15 protein-coding genes are annotated in these 15,498 nt (G+C 72.7%); 12 read left to right on the top strand and 3 right to left on the bottom strand.

Translation table 11 applies throughout. The features are described 5' to 3' along the window. Positions 1 to 21 precede the first annotated feature (21 nt). On the bottom strand, positions 22 to 342 hold the full coding sequence (locus ACWKZU_RS05355) for an antibiotic biosynthesis monooxygenase family protein (protein ID WP_449281359.1): 321 nt from the start codon (positions 340 to 342) through the stop codon (positions 22 to 24). A 388-nt stretch (positions 343 to 730) separates the two neighbouring features. On the opposite strand from ACWKZU_RS05355, the gene erm reads away from it, so the two are divergent. The 4 genes from erm to rmuC all read left to right on the top strand — a co-directional run bounded on the left by erm (position 731) and on the right by rmuC (position 5,214). Beyond that, positions 731 to 1,573 carry a 23S ribosomal RNA methyltransferase Erm gene (erm, locus tag ACWKZU_RS05360; protein ID WP_449281360.1) on the top strand — a complete coding sequence of 281 codons (843 nt, stop codon included), beginning with the start codon at positions 731 to 733 and terminating at the stop codon, positions 1,571 to 1,573. Between the two features lie 222 nt (positions 1,574 to 1,795). Next, positions 1,796 to 2,380 (top strand): 3'-5' exonuclease, encoded by a 585-nt coding sequence (locus ACWKZU_RS05365; protein WP_449281361.1) that lies wholly within the window; start codon positions 1,796 to 1,798, stop codon positions 2,378 to 2,380. A 29-nt stretch (positions 2,381 to 2,409) separates the two neighbouring features. Continuing rightward, positions 2,410 to 3,789: a hypothetical protein gene (locus tag ACWKZU_RS05370; protein ID WP_449281362.1), complete on the top strand. Its 1,380-nt coding sequence runs from the start codon at positions 2,410 to 2,412 to the stop codon at positions 3,787 to 3,789. Positions 3,790 to 3,882: 93 nt separating this feature from the next. Next, complete coding sequence (gene rmuC, locus ACWKZU_RS05375) at positions 3,883 to 5,214, top strand: DNA recombination protein RmuC (RefSeq protein ID WP_449281363.1); 1,332 nt, start codon at positions 3,883 to 3,885, stop codon at positions 5,212 to 5,214. Between the two features lie 209 nt (positions 5,215 to 5,423). On the opposite strand, the gene glpX is transcribed toward rmuC, so the two are convergent. Next, positions 5,424 to 6,407 (bottom strand): class II fructose-bisphosphatase, encoded by a 984-nt coding sequence (glpX, locus tag ACWKZU_RS05380; protein WP_449281364.1) that lies wholly within the window; start codon positions 6,405 to 6,407, stop codon positions 5,424 to 5,426. Between the two features lie 78 nt (positions 6,408 to 6,485). On the opposite strand from glpX, the gene fbaA reads away from it, so the two are divergent. Genes fbaA through ACWKZU_RS05400 form a run of 4 tightly spaced genes read left to right on the top strand, consistent with a single transcriptional unit; the run spans position 6,486 to position 11,174 of the window. Further along, a complete protein-coding gene (gene fbaA, locus ACWKZU_RS05385) occupies positions 6,486 to 7,514 on the top strand; it encodes a class II fructose-bisphosphate aldolase (protein ID WP_449281365.1) in 1,029 nt (342 codons plus the stop codon). Then, positions 7,514 to 8,227 carry a DUF6264 family protein gene (locus ACWKZU_RS05390; protein WP_449281366.1) on the top strand — a complete coding sequence of 238 codons (714 nt, stop codon included), beginning with the start codon at positions 7,514 to 7,516 and terminating at the stop codon, positions 8,225 to 8,227. Before fbaA ends, ACWKZU_RS05390 begins: the two co-directional genes overlap by 1 nt. 2 nt (positions 8,228 to 8,229) lie before the next feature. Further along, a complete protein-coding gene (locus ACWKZU_RS05395) occupies positions 8,230 to 9,693 on the top strand; it encodes an MFS transporter (protein WP_449281367.1) in 1,464 nt (487 codons plus the stop codon). Next, positions 9,690 to 11,174 (top strand): pyridoxal phosphate-dependent decarboxylase family protein, encoded by a 1,485-nt coding sequence (locus ACWKZU_RS05400; RefSeq protein ID WP_449281368.1) that lies wholly within the window; start codon positions 9,690 to 9,692, stop codon positions 11,172 to 11,174. The genes ACWKZU_RS05395 and ACWKZU_RS05400 overlap by 4 nt, the downstream gene beginning before the upstream one ends. Before the next feature lie 60 nt (positions 11,175 to 11,234). Here the strand turns inward: ACWKZU_RS05400 and ACWKZU_RS05405 are convergent, their stop codons facing one another. Then, positions 11,235 to 12,269 carry a 4-hydroxy-3-methylbut-2-enyl diphosphate reductase gene (locus ACWKZU_RS05405; RefSeq protein WP_449281427.1) on the bottom strand — a complete coding sequence of 345 codons (1,035 nt, stop codon included), beginning with the start codon at positions 12,267 to 12,269 and terminating at the stop codon, positions 11,235 to 11,237. 338 nt (positions 12,270 to 12,607) lie between these two features. On the opposite strand from ACWKZU_RS05405, the gene xseA reads away from it, so the two are divergent. Genes xseA through ACWKZU_RS05425 form a run of 4 tightly spaced genes read left to right on the top strand, consistent with a single transcriptional unit; the run spans position 12,608 to position 15,495 of the window. Then, on the top strand, positions 12,608 to 13,831 hold the full coding sequence (gene xseA, locus ACWKZU_RS05410) for an exodeoxyribonuclease VII large subunit (RefSeq protein WP_449281369.1): 1,224 nt from the start codon (positions 12,608 to 12,610) through the stop codon (positions 13,829 to 13,831). 59 nt (positions 13,832 to 13,890) lie between these two features. Further along, positions 13,891 to 14,136, top strand: a complete 246-nt coding sequence (locus ACWKZU_RS05415; RefSeq protein ID WP_449281370.1) for an exodeoxyribonuclease VII small subunit — start codon at positions 13,891 to 13,893, stop codon at positions 14,134 to 14,136. Between the two features lie 3 nt (positions 14,137 to 14,139). Next, positions 14,140 to 14,820: a DUF4245 family protein gene (locus ACWKZU_RS05420; protein WP_449281371.1), complete on the top strand. Its 681-nt coding sequence runs from the start codon at positions 14,140 to 14,142 to the stop codon at positions 14,818 to 14,820. Then, positions 14,821 to 15,495: a carbonic anhydrase gene (locus tag ACWKZU_RS05425; protein ID WP_449281372.1), complete on the top strand. Its 675-nt coding sequence runs from the start codon at positions 14,821 to 14,823 to the stop codon at positions 15,493 to 15,495. The last annotated feature ends 3 nt before the right edge of the window (positions 15,496 to 15,498 follow it).

The raw sequence follows: 15,498 nt of genomic DNA on the forward strand, positions 1-15,498 counted from the left end.
TCGGGCCGGGATCCGGCCGGATCAGCTCACGCCGTCGAGATCCACCACCTCGAACTCGAGCAGAGCGGCGCCGGTCGCGACGGGCTTGCGCGGCTGCTCACCCGCACCGTGCGCGTGGGCTTCGGCGTTCTCCCGCGAGTCCCGCCACGCCGCGAAGTGCTCCTCGGTCTCCCACTGGGTGACGACGAAGTACCGGTCCTCCCCCTGCACCGGGCGCAGCAGCTGGAAGCCCTGGAATCCGGGCGAGGAGTCGACCGCGTGCTTGCGGGCGGCGAAGCGGGCCTCGAGCTCCGGGCCCTTTCCCTCGGGAACGGTGATGGCGTTGATCTTCACGACGGGCATGGGGCACCGGCCTCTCGTTCTGCGGTCTTTCCAGGTCATGCGGTTCATTCATGTGATGAACCCCTCCACCGTACCGCGCATCCGGGGGACGCGGGAGTGACGCCGTCGCGGGAGTGACGCCGTCGCGGCAGTGACGCCGTCGCGGGAGGATGTTACGGTGGTCCGTATGGGAACTCTGTGCAGCGCGCTCGGTCAGCGCGCATTCCTCCGGGATCGTCGCGCCTGACGGCGCGATCCTGATCCCTCCGCTCGGAAGCCCCGCTGCGCCCTCGCGCGGCCGGGAGCTCGGGCGAACTCGACGCGCCGACCTCCGAGCCCATCGCGCCCGGAGCACGGTTCTTCCGCCCTGCCCCGGGCGCTCCAGCATCTTCTCGGATGGAGCGCTTCCATGCACCCCGTTTCCCATCACCGCGCTGCCCAGCCCCGATCCCGCTACGGCGGGCGTCACGAGCTCGGCCAGAACTTCCTGCATCACCGTCCCACGATCGACCGCATCGCCGACCTCGCGCGCGGCGGCACCCGTACCGGTAGCGCCGACAGCGTCCGCACCGCAGGCGGCACCGGCGCGATCCTCGAGATCGGCCCCGGTGACGGCGCGCTGACCGCAGCTCTCGCGCGGCTCGGCCGCCCGCTCACGCTCGTGGAGCTCGACGAGCACCGCGTCCGCGAGCTGCGCCGCCGCTTCCCGCGCGCCGAGGTCGTGCACGCCGACGCGCTGCTCGTGCCGTTCGACGCTCCGCTCATCGTCGGCAACCTCCCGTTCCACCTCACCACCCCGCTGCTGCGCAAGCTGCTCCGATCCCCCTGCTGGGAGCGGGCGATCCTCGTCACCCAGTGGGAGGTGGCCCGCAAGCGCGCCGGCGTCGGCGGCGGCACCCTGCTCACCGGCCAGTCGGCGCCCTGGTTCGAGTTCCGCCTGCGATGCCGCGTGCCCGCCCGGGCCTTCCGGCCGGTCCCGGGCGTCGACGGCGGGCTCCTCGACGTCTCGCGCCGCGAGTCGCCGCTGGTCCCGCCCGCCGAGCGGGCCGCCTACGAGCGGTTCGTGCGCCGCGTGTTCACCGCGCGCGGACACGGACTCGGCCGGATCCTGCAGCAGGGTCTCGGGCTCTCCCGGGCCGAGAGCGCGGCGGCGCTGCGGCGCGCGGCCCTCGAGCGCTCCGCGCTGCCCCGGGACATCGCCCCGCAGCAGTGGGCTGATCTCTGGCGGTCCTGCCGGCCGCGGGGTCGCTGATCGCGCCGGGGCCGGGTCGGTCGCGGCGCGGCGCCGGCTCCGTCCCGGCCAGGTCCCGGCCCGGTCCCCCTGGAGAGCCGCGATCTCATGGCCGCCGCTCCGGCGACACCGCTCGGCGCGGCCTGTCAGAGGCGTGTGCCAGGGTAGATGCGTGCCCGTTAGTGCCGAACCCGCAATCACGATCGTTGCTCGCTGGGGCGACGTCTCAGCAATGGATAGGTAATGCCCGTCGACTTCACCGCCATCGATTTCGAGACCGCCAACAGCCACCCCTCCTCGGCCTGCGCGGTCGGTCTGGTGCGGGTGCGTGCCGGCAGGGTGGTGGATCGCGCCGAGTGGCTCATCCGCCCGCCGACGGGCCACGCCGAGTTCCTCCCCTTCAACGTCAAGATCCACGGGATCACCGCCGAGATGGTCGCGTCCGCGCGCGCCTGGGAGGAACAGCTCGAGGAGCTGCGGCAGTTCATCGACGCAGACGTGACCGTGGCGCACAACGCCAGCTTCGACATGGGCGTGATCCGGGCGGCGTGCGCCGAGACCGTCACGCCGACGCCGCGGCTCCGCTACCTCTGCAGCGTGCAGGTCTCGCGCAAGACCTACGAGATCCCGTCTCACCGGCTCCCCCTCGCCGCCGAGGCCGCGGGGTTCGGCGAGTTCGCCCACCACGACGCGCTCGCCGATGCCGAGGCCTGCGCCGCGATCATCTCCGACGCGGCCCGAAGGCACGCGGTCGACGACCTCGTGCAGCTCGCCAAGAAGACGGGCCTGCGCATCCAGCAGCTCAAGGCGATCCCGCTCAAGCTGTAGACGACGGGCGAGTCGGTAGAGTGAGGCGCATGCGAGCAGAACGGTTTCGCAGGCTCTCCGCCGCGGCGGCTGCGACGACGACCGCAGCGCTGCTGCTCTCCGGCTGCTCGCTCCATCTGAGGGAGCGGGGCTGGGCGTCCGATCTTCGCGAGGTGCCCGGGATCGTCGCGTCCGACTGGTCGTACCGCAACAACTGGCCCAGCTCGGGGCCGCACTCCACGGGCGAGCTGATGCTCGAGCCCGGCATCACCGCCGATCAGGCGCGCGAGATCGCGGAGACCAGCTGCGAGTCGGCGTCGCGCCCCCTCGATCGCGTCGAGGCCGGCGCCGTCGCGACCGACGGGTCCTGGCGTCTGAGGGCGTACGATCTCGGGGACTCCTGCTTCCCGGCCGAGCGCCTCGTCGCCCTCTCCGGGATCGCCGCAGCCGCGGGCGGTGAGGAGCCGTTCGCCGGGTCGCTGGATCTCGCCTTCTTCGCAGCCGACGAGCCGTCCGCGCAGGGCGACGGGCCGAATCCCGAACTGCAGCTCACCGCCACGGCAACCGAGATCGGGATGCTGGCCCCGTTCCTGGACCGCCTGCGACCGGCGGTCTCCGGATTCGTCGCCGAGATCGAGCTGGGCGACGATCAGAAGACGGCCGGCGCGGGCTCGCTCGGGCCCACGATATCCCTGCGCCTCGCCCCGGGCGAGTTCCCATCGGCGCTGCCGGAGCTGCTCGGGCTCGCGCTCGGAGAGGACTTCGCCGCGCTGCGCTACGAGGGCGGCACCCTGCAGGTGGCCATCGCCTCGTCCTCCGAGCTTCCGGCGGCGAGGAGCCGGCTCCTCGCCGCTGCGGAGGGCCGCGACGTTGCCGTGGACGTGAGGCTGCCCCGCATGACCGGATCGGACGACCCGGCCCCGGAGGATCGGCTGGTCGAGGCGGTGCTGGCGCTTCCCGGAGTCGAGCGGATCGAGTTCGAGCCCTCGACGTCGTGGGGACCGGGTCCCGTGATCCGGGTCTCCGACACCCGGGGGCTCGACGGGCTCGTGGCCCTGCTCGTCGAGCAGAACCCCGGCGGAGTGCCGTTCCGCATCCTCGGTCCCGGCGACGACCGGCCGCTCGAACTCGACCTCTTCGGCGGCGCGCTCTCCTCAGACGAGGTACTGCACCTGTACCGGGTCGCCGACGAGCTCTCCGCTGAGGTCCCGGGCGTCGGCTTCGTCATGGTGCGGGTGCTCGACGCCGACCGCACGCTGCTGCGGGTCGACATCGCTGAGTCGGCCTCGGCGACCGAGGCGCAGACCGTGCGCGACCGGGTGCGGTCGCTCGTGCCCGATCCGGCGTTCGACCGCATCGTCGTCTCGGACCCCGACAGTGACGAATTCTCGGTCGAGATGAAGGACGGCGGCGAGGAGACGGAGCCGTAGACCGGCCCTCGGAAGGCTCGGATCTCCCGCTCGCCTCGCGCGGCCGCCGTGCCGCACACCGTGAATGTCGGTGGTTGCTGAGACGATGTCCCCATGACTCCCCTCACGACCCTCCTCATCGTCATCGCAGCGCTGGTCTTCGGCGGTGCGGGCCTCGCGGTCGGGCACCGTCTCGCCGCGTCTGCCGGGGACAGGCGCGTCCGCGAGGCGGCCGAGCGCTCCGAGCAGGAGCGCTCGCTGGCCGTGCAGCAGGCGCGGCTCGACGCCGAGGCCGGGGCGCGCCTGCTGCGCGAGGAGCTCGCCGCGGCGGAGACGCGGGCGCAGGGGCTCGAGGATCGGTTGCGCGACGCGCACGCGCACGCGCAGCAGCGCTCGGATCTGGATCGGGAGGAGCAGCGAGTGCTGCAGCAGCTCGCGCCGCTGCGCGACAGTCTCGGCAAACTGGAGCACACCGTCGCGAACATCGAGCAGCAGCGGGCGGCGCAGCACGGCGAGCTGGCCGAGCAGCTGCGGCAGGCCGCGCGCGCCGAGGAGAAGCTGCGGGGCACGGCGGAGAGCCTCGCCGCGGCCCTGCGATCGAACAACACCCGGGGGCTCTGGGGCGAGACGCAGCTGCGACGCATCATCGAGGCCGCCGGCATGCTCGAGCACGTCGACTTCGAGGTGCAGCGGCAGCTCGCCACCGAGAACGGCACCGCGCGCCCCGACCTCGTGGTGCACCTGCCCGGAGGCAAGTCGATCGCGATCGACGCCAAGGTGCCGTTCGACGCATATCTCGAGGCGCAGCAGCTCGGTACCGCCGCGACGGGAGCCGGGGACGCCGATCCCGTCGGCACGCGCGCGGCGGAGGCCCGTCGCGACGCGCTCCTCGCCAAGCACGCGAAGGCGCTGCGCGAGCACATCGTCGCGCTGAGCAACCGCGACTACTGGTCGGCCCTGCCGGACTCGCCCGAGCTCGTCGTGGCCTTCGTACCGAGCGAATCGCTGCTCTCGAGCGCACTCGACACCGACCCGCTGCTGCTCGAGTACGCCTTCGAGCGGCGCGTGGCGCTCGCCTCCCCCGTGAGCCTGTGGGCGATCCTCAAATCGATCGCACACAGCTGGCGGCAGGAGTCGCTCACCGCCGAAGCCCGAACCCTGTTCGACCTCAGCCGCGAGCTGCACACGCGCATGGGGCGCACGGCCACGCACCTCGACAAGCTGGGCCGCACGCTCTCCCGCGGCGTGCAGGACTACAACGCCTACGTGGGCTCGCTCGAGCGCCAGGTGCTGCCCACCGCGCGCAAGATCGGCGCGCTCAACGGCGACCGGATCGGCACCGAGCCGGTGCAGCTCGAAGACGCCGTGCGCCCGCTCGTCGCCCCCGAGCTGCGGCCGCACGCCGACGAGGGCGCGGCCGCGGCGAGCCCGGACGATCCGCGCTGAGCGGCTGAGAAGGAGGCCGGACCGAGGCATCCCCGGCGTTCTCCACCCCTCGCGAGGAGCCACCTCGCAGGGCGGCCTCTCGCGGCGCGCCACCTCGCGGGGCGCACTCGGAGCGAGAGGTCCCGGTCGCTCTCCGGCGCGAAACGGCTCGGAACAACGGTGAAGGGTCGAGCGCGGATCTCCGCACCCGACCCTTCACCCCTCGCGGATCAGGCCCAGCGGTTGGGATCCATGTCGCTGATGACGTGGCGGATGGTGCCCGAGTGGGAGCGCATCACGATGCTCTCCGCGCGCACGAACGGCCCGCGGCGCTGCACGCCCTCGACGAAGTCGGCCGAGGTGATGCCGGTCGCCACGAAGTAGCAGTTGTCGCTCGCCACCAGATCGTTGGCCTCGAGCACCCGGCCGAGGTCGTGCCCGGCGTCGATCGCCTTCTGGCGCTCGTCGTCGTCCTTCGGCCAGAGACGCCCCTGGATCACCCCGCCGAGCGCCTTCACCGCGCACGCGGTGATGATGCCCTCGGGGGTGCCGCCGATGCCGACGCACATGTCGATGCGCGAGTCCCAGCGGGCCGCGTTCACGCCGCCCGCGACGTCGCCGTCCATGAGCAGGCGCGTGCCGGCGCCGGCCTCCCTGATCTCGGCGATCAGCTGCTCGTGCCGCGGCCGGTCGAGCACCGCGACGCGGATGTCGGACACGTCGACCTTCTTCGCCTTCGCGAGGTCCCGGATGTTCGCTCCGATCGGCTTGCGGATGTCGACGACGCCCACCCCGTCGGGCCCGCACACGAGCTTGTCCATGTAGAACACCGCCGACGGATCGTACATGCTGCCGCGGTCGGCCACCGCGATCACCGAGAGCGCGCCCGGCCGCCCCTCGGCGGTGAGGCGGGTGCCGTCGATCGGATCCACCGCGACGTCGCAGTCGGCGCCGTGCCCGTTGCCGACCACCTCGCCGTTGTAGAGCCAGGGGGCGTCGTCCTTCTCGCCCTCGCCGATCACCACGGTGCCGTTCATGTTGACCGTGGCGAGGAAGCGGCGCATGGCGTCGACCGCGGCGCCGTCGGCCGCGTTCTTGTCGCCGCGTCCGATCCACGGCGTCGCGCGCATCGCGGCCGCCTCGGTCGCGCGCACCAACTCCATCGCGAGGTTGCGATCAGGCTGCCATTCACCAAGCGAAACAGGTTCCGTCATAACTCCAACCCTACCCCTAGACTGGACTCGGACAGCGGCCGACGCCGACCCGTTCAGACGCAAGGAGATCCGTAGCCCATGCCCGTCGCCACCCCTGAACAGTACGCAGCCATGCTCGACGCCGCCAAGACCGGAGGCTTCGCGTTCCCGGCCGTCAACGTCTCGAGCTCGCAGACCATCAACGCTGCGATTCAGGGCTTCGCCGAGGCGGGTTCCGACGGCATCATCCAGGTGAGCACCGGCGGCGCCGACTACTTCTCCGGGCACACCGTCAAGGATCGCGCCCGCGGCGCCATCGCCTTCGCCAAGTACGCGGAGGAGGTCGCGCAGTCCTACGACGTGACCGTCGCCCTGCACACCGACCACTGCCCGAAGGAGGCGCTGGAGAGCTTCGTGCTCCCCCTGCTCGCCGCGAGCGAGGAGCGCGTCGCGCAGGGCGGACTGCCCTACTTCCAGTCGCACATGTGGGACGGATCGGCGGTGCCGCTCGATGAGAACCTCGACATCGCGAAGCAACTGCTGCCCCGCCTCGCCGCCATCGGCGTGATCCTCGAGGTGGAGATCGGCGTGGTCGGCGGCGAGGAGGACGGCGTCAGCCACGAGATCAACGACCAGCTCTACACCACCCTCGAAGACGCGGTGGCCACGGTCGAGGCGCTCGGCCTCGGCGAGCAGGGCCGCTACCTCACCGCGCTCACCTTCGGCAACGTGCACGGCGTCTACAAGCCGGGCAACGTGAAGCTGCGTCCCGAGCTCCTGGCCGAGATCCAGGCCGGGCTGCAGGCGAAGTACGGCACCGGCGAGAAGCCCCTCGACCTCGTGTTCCACGGCGGTTCGGGATCCACCCCCGAGGAGATCGCCGAGGCCGTGCGCAACGGGGTCATCAAGATGAACATCGACACCGACACTCAGTACGCGTACACCCGGAGCGTCGCCGACTACCTCTTCAAGAACTACGACGGCGTGCTCAAGATCGACGGCGAGGTCGGCAACAAGAAGCAGTACGATCCCCGCGCCTGGGGCAAGATCGCCGAGAACGGCATGGCCGCGCGCGTGGCACTCGCCGCGGAGCAGCTCGGCTCGGCCGGGAAGTCGGTGAGCGCGTAGTGGCCGAGCACCAGCGTCCCGAGGACGAGCGGCCCGCGCGTCCCGCCCCCGCCTACGGCGAACTGGCCCCGGAGGGCTGGGAGTGGAAGCCCCCGGCCGATCCGGCCGCCGGAGCCTCCCCCGCTGCACCCGCCGGCGGCGGCGCGCAGGGATCGGCGCCCATCGCGGGAGTGCCGCACAATCTCGGCGCCGGCAGCGCCCCCGCCCCCGCCTCGCAGGTGCGCCAGGGCGAGGGCGACTCGTCGCCCTATCGCGCGACCGAGCCCCAGGCCGCCCCCGTTCCGCAGCCCGGCGCCCCCAAGCCCCGCGTGGCCGACCGGGTGATCACGATCATCCTGCTCGTGATCGGCGCGTTCGGCACGCTGAACTCCGCGGCCTCGTTCTTCGCACTGGAGTCGCAGCTGCGGCTCACGGCCAACATGATCGGCATCGACTCCCCGTCCATCGCGCCCTGGGTGGGCACGCTCGGCATGGTGAGCGGCTTCGCGGTGCTGCTGCTGTTCGCGGTCACCCTCATCTTCTCGATCCAGCGCATGCGCGCGCGCAAGCTCGCCTTCTGGGTGCCGCTCGCGGCCGGCGCGGTGGCCGTGCTGCTCGCACTGATCATCCCGATGATCGCGATGGGCGGGGCACCCGAGATCATGCAGCAGATCGAGAACGACCCCTCGGGCTCGCTCGACCGCATGATGCAGTACCTGCAGGGCCTGCAGTAGCCATGAACCGCCTGTCGCGGAGCGTCGTCTCCCGCTACGCGATCGGCTCCCTCGCGACGGGCGGCTTCGCGACCCTTCCGGGTCTCGTCCTGGTCTACTACCTCACCGACTCGCTGGGCGTCACCGCGCTTGCGGCGGGCGCCATCGTCACGCTCGCCAAGGTGTGGGACGTGCTCATCGATCCGGTGATCGGCGGCCTCAGCGACCGCGCGCTCGCCCGGACCGGCTCGCGCCGCGGGCCCATGCTCCTCGGGTCGATCGGGCTGCCCGTGGCGTTCGTGCTCACCTTCGCGGTGCCGGGAGGCCTCGCACCCGCGCCCGCAGCCGTCTGGGTGCTCGTCGCGTTCGTCGCGGCCGCGACCTTCTTCAGCCTCTTCCAGGTGCCCTACATCGCGCTTCCCGCAGAGCTGACCGACGGCTACCGCGAGCGCACCCGCCTCCTCACCTGGCGGGTGGTCGTGCTCACGCTCGCGATCCTGCTCTTCGGCGCCGGCGGGCCCGAGCTGCGCGGGCTGTTCCCCGAGGATCCACTGCTCGGATACCTCGTCATGGCTCTCGGCGCCGCCGTGGTGCTGGCCGCGGGACTCCTCGTGGCGACGACCGTGGTGCCCCGCGGCGCTCCCTCCGTGAGCACCGCCCATGCGGCGGCACCGCCGCCCGGCGCACTCGCCCACTACCGGGCGGGGATCGCGGTGCTGCGCGAGAGCCAGCCGTTCCGCGCACTGCTCGCGACGTTCATGCTGCAGGGGCTCGCGACGGGGCTGATGCTCGCCAGCGCGCAGTTCGTCGCCGCCCGGATCCTGCGCGACGAAGGCGCCGTTACCGTGCTCTTCGTCGCGCTGATCGCACCGGCGCTGCTCGTGGCGCCGCTGTGGCGGCGGGTGGCGGATCGGGTCGGCAAGGAGCGCGCCTTCCGCCTCGCGAGCCTCGTGTTCCTGCTCGCGACGGTGGCGCTCGCCGGCATGATCTGGGCGCCGGGCTGGTGGATCGTGGGCCCGGTCGCGCTCGCGGGGGCGGCCTACGCGGGCATGCAGACGCTGCCCATGGCGATGCTGCCCGACGTGATCGGCTACGACGCCAGGAACCGCGGAGCGAGCGGCGATCCCCGGAGCGAGGATCCGGCGTCCGGTGGTGAGGCGACCGGCGAGATAACCGGCGATCTCGGTGAGAGTCCCGCACCCGGCAGCGCTGCGAGCGACAGCCGGGCGGGCGTCTTCGGGGGCGTCTGGACGGCCGGCGAGACCGCGGGCATGGCGCTCGGCGCCACCGTGCTCACCGTGGTGCTCGCCCTCACCGGCTACGTGGAGACGACGGCCGGCGTCTCGGTGCAGCAGCCGGCGGCGGCCCTCGCAGGAATCGCGGTCTCGTTCAGTCTGCTGCCGGCCGCACTCATGCTGCTGAGCCTCTTCGCCCTGGGCCGCTACCACCTGCGCGAGCAGGATCTCCTGCCGGAGAGCTCGCGATGAGTCCCGATGCGCGCTCGGCCGAGATCCTCGGCCGACTGCGCGAGCTGCGCGCACTCGATGCCCCCACCCACGGCGGCCGCACCCTCGCCTACGTCTACGACGCGGGGCAGCCCGAGCTCGACGAGCTCGCCTCCCGGGCCGCCGAGATCGCGCGCCCGCTCAACGGCCTCGATCCCACCGCCTTCCCCTCGATCGCCGCCATGGAGCGCGACCTGATCGCGTTCGTTCGAAAGGCGCTGCACGGCGACACGCGCCGGGCGCGGGTGTTCGGCAGCGTGACGAGCGGCGGCACCGAGAGCTGCCTGCTCGCGGTGAAGACGGCACGGGACCTCTGGCGCTCGGCGGATCCGCGCCGGAGGCGCTCCCGCCCGCGCCTCGTCGCCCCGGCCACGGCGCACGCCGCCTTCCAGAAGGCCGCCCGCGCCTTCGACCTCGACTGGGACCCGGTGCCGTGCGAGGTCGACGGCTCGGTGCGCGCCGAGGAGCTGACCCGCCGGCTCGCGGCCGACGTGGCCCTCGTGGTGGTCTCGGCTCCCGCCTACCCCACCGGCGCGCTCGACCCCGTGGGACCGGTGGCCGCGGCGGCCGCGGACCGGGGCATCTCCTGCCACGTCGACGCATGTTTCGGCGGGCTCGCGCTGCCCTGGTGGCCGGACCTCCCCGCATGGGATTTCCGGGTGCCGGGGGTCACGAGCATCTCGGCCGACCTGCACAAGTTCGGCTACGCGCCGAAGGGCGTCTCGGTGCTGCTGCACCGCGGGCGCAGGCGCCATCGCGCGCAGTTCTTCGCCACGACCAGCTGGCCGGGCTACCCCGTGGTCAATCCGACGCTGCTCGGCTCCCGCTCGGCGTCGCCGACCGCCGCGGCCTGGGCGATCGCGCAGTACCTCGGCCCGCGGGGATACGCCGAGCTGACGGCGCGCTGCGTGCGCGCGACAGCGGCGATCGTCGCCGCGGCGGAGCGGATCGAGGGGCTCGTCGTGCAGGGCCGCCCGACGGGCCCGGCCGTCGCGCTCGTCGCCGACGAATCGGTCCCGGCCGCCTCGCGCGTGGATCCCCACCACCTCGCCGATGAGGTCGCCCGGCTCGGATTCCGCATTCAGCACCAACCGGGTTTCGCGCAGCCGAACGGCGCGCGCCTGCCCCACAGCGCGCACCTCACCGTCACCCCGGTCACCGAGCGCACGCTCCCCGACCTGCTCGCCGCGCTCTCCCGGGCGGCCGACGCGGTGCGGGGCCGGCCGCGCGCGAACCCGCGGACGGAGCTCGCCGCGCTGCGGATGCTGGGATACGGCTCCGGCGCGCGCGTGCCGGGCCCCCGCGCGGCCTGGCGCATCCTGCGGGCCGCGGGCGTGCGCGTCGATGCGAACGGCGGGCTCCCGGCGCGCCTGGCGCCGCTCATGGCGCTCGCCGAGCAGTTGCCGCCTCCCGTCGCCGAGGCGCTGCTCGTCGAGCTGCTGGCGCGTGTCTCGGAGCCCTGATCCCGCGTCTGTTCCGACCCCGCGCCTGCGCGGAGCTCGCCCGGACGACGACCCCGCGGGCTACCGCCGCACGCGCCCGCCGCGGGCGCGTGCGTCCGTGCGCCCCGCCGCGTCCCGCCGCAGCTCCTTCGGCAGCGAGAAGACCAGGTCCTCCTCGGCCGTGACGGTGGCCTCGACGTCAGAGTAGCCCGCGTCGGCGAGGTCGTCGAGCAGTTCCTGCACGAGCACCTCGGGCACCGACGCCCCGCTCGTCACGCCGATGGTGCGCACGCCGTCGAGCCACTCCTGCCGCACCTCGCTCGCGAAGTCGACGCGGTGCGCGGCCTTCGCGCCGTACTCGAGCGCGACCTCCTTGAGGCGCACCGAGTTCGACGAGTTCGCCGACCCCACCACGAGCACGAGGTCGGCCCGGGGCGCGATCTGCTTGATGGCGACCTGCCGGTTCTGCGTCGCGTAGCAGATGTCGTCGCTCGGAGGATCCTGCAGCCGCGGGAAGCGCTCGCGCAGCCGCCGCACGGTCTCCATCGTCTCGTCGACCGAGAGGGTGGTCTGCGAGAGCCACACCAGGTTCTCGGGGTCGCGCACCTCGAGGGCGTCGACGTCGTCGGGCGAGTTCACGACGGTGACGTGCTCCGGCGCCTCGCCGCTCGTGCCCTCGACCTCCTCGTGGCCGGTGTGCCCGATGAGCAGGATCTCCATGTCCTGCTTCGCGAAGCGCACGGCCTCGCGGTGCACCTTCGTGACGAGCGGGCAGGTGGCGTCGATGGCGTGCAGGCCGCGATCCTCGGCCGCGTGCACCACCGCGGGAGAGACGCCGTGTGCCGAGAACACCACGTTCGCCCCCTCGGGCACCTCGTCGACCTCCTCGACGAAGATCGCACCCAGCTTCTCGAGCGTGCGCACCACGTGCACGTTGTGCACGATCTGCTTGCGCACGTACACCGGGGCGCCATAGCGATCCAGCGCCCGCTCCACGGCGACGACCGCGCGGTCCACCCCGGCGCAGTAGCCGCGGGGCGCCGCCAGCAGCACGCGCTTGGGGCCGTCGACCGGCAGATCCTTGAGCCGGCCCGCCTCGCGTCGCATGCGCGGCATCGCGAGCGTCACGACCGGCGCGCCCACGGTGCGCTGATCCCGGATCCGCTCCGCGGTCGCCTGCGTGTCGCCCATGCCCCGAAGTTTACCCGCTCGGCCTCCCGCGCGCTCCCGCGCCAGGCACCCGCCACCCGCGCCAGGCACCCGCCACCCGCGCCCGCGCCCGCGCCAGCACCCGCCCCGGCCTCTACCCCGCTCGCCATTCTTCTTCGCGCGTCAGTAGTTGTCGGTAAAACCTCGGTTTGACAGCAACTACTGACGCGCGAGTGATTTGCAGCGGTCGGGGATAGCTACTGACGCGCGAGCGACATGCAACGGCCGGGGATAGGGTGGGACGCATGGCAGAGGCAGGATCCACCACCCCCGCGACGCGCGAGGCGCCCTGGCCCGTCGGCCTCATGAGCGAGAAGATCGCCGCGTGGATCGACCGCCTGGGGCAGGTCTGGATCGAGGGCGAGATCACGCAGTGGCAGCTGCGCGGCGGCCACGTCTACGGCAAGCTCAAGGATCTGGGCCAGGACGCGACGGTGAGCTTCACCGTGTGGCGCTCGGTGGCGCAGCGCCTCACGAGCGACTTCGCGCAGGGCGACCGCGTGATCGCGCTGGTCAAGCCGAACTTCTGGGTGAAGGGCGGCTCGCTCACCGTGCAGGTGTTCGAGCTCTCGCACGTCGGTCTCGGCGAGCTGCTGGAGCGGCTGGAGCGGCTGCGGCGCCAGCTGCAGTCGGAGGGGCTCTTCGACGCGAGCCGCAAGCGCGCGCTTCCGTTCCTGCCGGGACTCATCGGGCTCGTGACGGGCCGCGACTCCGACGCCGAGAAGGACGTCATCCGCAACGCGACGCTGCGCTGGCCCGGAGTGCGCTTCAAGATCCACTACGCAGCGGTGCAGGGCGATCGGGCTGCGGCCGAGGTGACGGCCGGCATCGAGGCGCTGGATCGCGACCCCGAGGTCGAGGTGATCGTCGTGGCGCGCGGCGGCGGCGACTTCCAGAACCTGCTGCCGTTCAGCGACGAGCGCGTGGTACGCGCGGCGGCGAGCGCGACGACCCCGCTGGTGAGCGCGATCGGGCACGAGGCGGATCGTCCGCTGCTCGACGAGGTGGCCGACCTGCGCGCCTCGACGCCCACCGACGCCGCCAAGCGCGTGGTGCCCGACGTGGGCGAGGAGCTGGCGGGCATCGATCAGGCCCGCGCACGCATGAGCGGGCGCCTGGGCCAGCTGCTCGCGCACGAGACCGACCGCGTCGCGCAGCTGCGCGGCCGCCCGGTGCTCGCGATCCCAGAGCGCATCGTCGACGAGCGGGCCGAGGAGCTGGTGCGCTGGATCGCGCGCGGCACCGAGCTCGCGGACCGGGCCATCGAGGATCGCGCCCGCGCGCTGGCCGAGACCCGCGCCCGCCTCGCCGCGCTCTCGCCGCGCGCGACGCTCGAGCGCGGGTACGCGATCGCGCAGCTGTCGGACGGCGCGGTGCTGCGCGATCCGTCGGATGCGCCCGAGGGCACCGCGATCCGCGTCGCCCTCGCGGGGGGCCGGATCGCCGCGACCTCGAACGGCCCCGCCTAGGCGAGGCGTTCCCCGCACCCACGGGGAAGTCCGCAGCGCCGCCGGGTAGACTGGGGCGCATGAGTGCCGAGACACCAGCAGACGTCACCGCGCTGAGCTATGAGGAGGCGCGCGACGAGCTCGTGCAGGTGGTGAGCCGGCTCGAGCAGGGCGGCACCACGCTCGAGGAGTCGCTGCAGCTCTGGGAGCGGGGCGAGGCGCTCGCGGCCCGCTGCGAGGAGTGGCTGATCGGCGCGAGGCAGCGCCTGGAGGCGGCGCGTCAGGGTGCGGCCGATCCGTCGGCCGAGGACGGGGCCGACGCGTAGACCATGGCGAAGAAGCAGAAGCCCCCCGTCGTCGTCGCGGAGCTGGGGCGGCCCGAGACCGCGGCGGAGACCGCCGCTCGCAAGGCGCACGACAGCCGGATGTACCGCCAGCGCAAGACCGTCAACAACCTCGTGTTCTCGCTGCTCGTCAGCCTCGGGCTCGTGCTCGTGATCTTCCTCATGGTGCCGCGGGGCACCGGCGGCTTCGCCGAGCACTCCGTCGACGTGCCGAAGCTCGCCGTCGAGGCGGCGCCGAGCGCGGGGCGCGATCTCGCCGCCCCGGCGGTGCCCGAGGACTGGAAGGCCAAGTGGGCCGGGCTGCGCCAGAACGACGGCGTCACCTGGTGGCAGGTCAACTACACGACCGTCGACGCCGCCACCGGTTACGAGGCCTATGCGGCAGTCGCCCAGGCGTTCACCGCCGACGGGTCGCCGGTCGACGAGCGTTGGATCTCGGAGCAGCTCGAGCAGCAGCAGCCCACGGGCGCGGAGCAGCTCGGCGGCATCGACTGGGTGGTCTACGACCACCCGGACCGCGACCCGGAGCGCAGCAACATGCTCTTCGGCCTGCAGGGCGAGTGGGAGGGCGACACGATCCTCGTCTACGGCACCGATACCCCGGCAACCCTCCGCGTGCTGGCGACCTCGGTCGCCGAATCGCTCACCGTATCGAAGGAGCACTGAATGACCGCACCCCGCGTCACTCCGCAGCAGGCATGGGACGCTTTCGCCGCCGGCAACGAGCGATTCGTCTCGGGCACCTCGGCCCACCCGAACCAGGACGTCGAGCGACGATCCGAGCTCGTCAACTCCCAGACCCCGGATGTCGCGCTGTTCGGATGCTCGGATTCGCGCCTCGCCGCCGAGATCATCTTCGACTGCGGACTCGGCGACCTGTTCATCGCCCGCAACATGGGGCACGTGGTCGCCGAGTCGATCACGGCTTCGATGGAGTACGCCGTCACGGCCCTCGGCTCGGCCCTCATCGTGGTGCTCGCGCACGACTCCTGCGGCGCGGTCGCCGCGGCCATCGATCAGTCGAGCCGCACGCCGTCGCAGACCACCGCGTCGGTGCGCCACACGCTGGCCCCGATCCAGCCGGCGGTGCAGCAGCTCTGGCTGCGCGACAACACCGACACCCCCTACGCCGACGCCGCCCGGATCGACGCCAACGCGGTGGGCCGCGTCCACCTCGCGTCCACCGTCAACGAGCTGCTGCGCACCTCGCGGGTGATCAGCGACGCCGTCGACGCCGGCACGCTCGCGGTGGTCGGCTGCCAGTACCGGCTCACGGAGGGGCGCGCCGTGCCCTACACGGTGGTCGGCCCCGTCGACCTCGAACTCGCTCCGCTCGACTGACGC

The organism is Leucobacter sp. (assembly GCF_053528595.1).

Bases quoted from the DNA above. Each gene is read 5' to 3' on its own strand.
- ACWKZU_RS05420 (WP_449281371.1), top strand. From the start codon at position 14,140: ATGGCGAAGAAGCAGAAGCCCCCCGTCGTCGTCGCGGAGCTGGGGCGG.
- ACWKZU_RS05370 (WP_449281362.1), top strand. From the start codon at position 2,410: ATGCGAGCAGAACGGTTTCGCAGGCTCTCCGCCGCGGCGGCTGCGACG.
- xseA (WP_449281369.1), top strand. From the start codon at position 12,608: ATGGCAGAGGCAGGATCCACCACCCCCGCGACGCGCGAGGCGCCCTGG.
- ACWKZU_RS05415 (WP_449281370.1), top strand. From the start codon at position 13,891: ATGAGTGCCGAGACACCAGCAGACGTCACCGCGCTGAGCTATGAGGAG.
- ACWKZU_RS05405 (WP_449281427.1), bottom strand. From the start codon at position 12,269: ATGCCGCGCATGCGACGCGAGGCGGGCCGGCTCAAGGATCTGCCGGTC.
- ACWKZU_RS05400 (WP_449281368.1), top strand. From the start codon at position 9,690: ATGAGTCCCGATGCGCGCTCGGCCGAGATCCTCGGCCGACTGCGCGAG.
- ACWKZU_RS05425 (WP_449281372.1), top strand. From the start codon at position 14,821: ATGACCGCACCCCGCGTCACTCCGCAGCAGGCATGGGACGCTTTCGCC.
- rmuC (WP_449281363.1), top strand. From the start codon at position 3,883: ATGACTCCCCTCACGACCCTCCTCATCGTCATCGCAGCGCTGGTCTTC.
- fbaA (WP_449281365.1), top strand. From the start codon at position 6,486: ATGCCCGTCGCCACCCCTGAACAGTACGCAGCCATGCTCGACGCCGCC.
- ACWKZU_RS05395 (WP_449281367.1), top strand. From the start codon at position 8,230: ATGAACCGCCTGTCGCGGAGCGTCGTCTCCCGCTACGCGATCGGCTCC.
- glpX (WP_449281364.1), bottom strand. From the start codon at position 6,407: ATGACGGAACCTGTTTCGCTTGGTGAATGGCAGCCTGATCGCAACCTC.
- ACWKZU_RS05365 (WP_449281361.1), top strand. From the start codon at position 1,796: ATGCCCGTCGACTTCACCGCCATCGATTTCGAGACCGCCAACAGCCAC.
- erm (WP_449281360.1), top strand. From the start codon at position 731: ATGCACCCCGTTTCCCATCACCGCGCTGCCCAGCCCCGATCCCGCTAC.
- ACWKZU_RS05355 (WP_449281359.1), bottom strand. From the start codon at position 342: ATGCCCGTCGTGAAGATCAACGCCATCACCGTTCCCGAGGGAAAGGGC.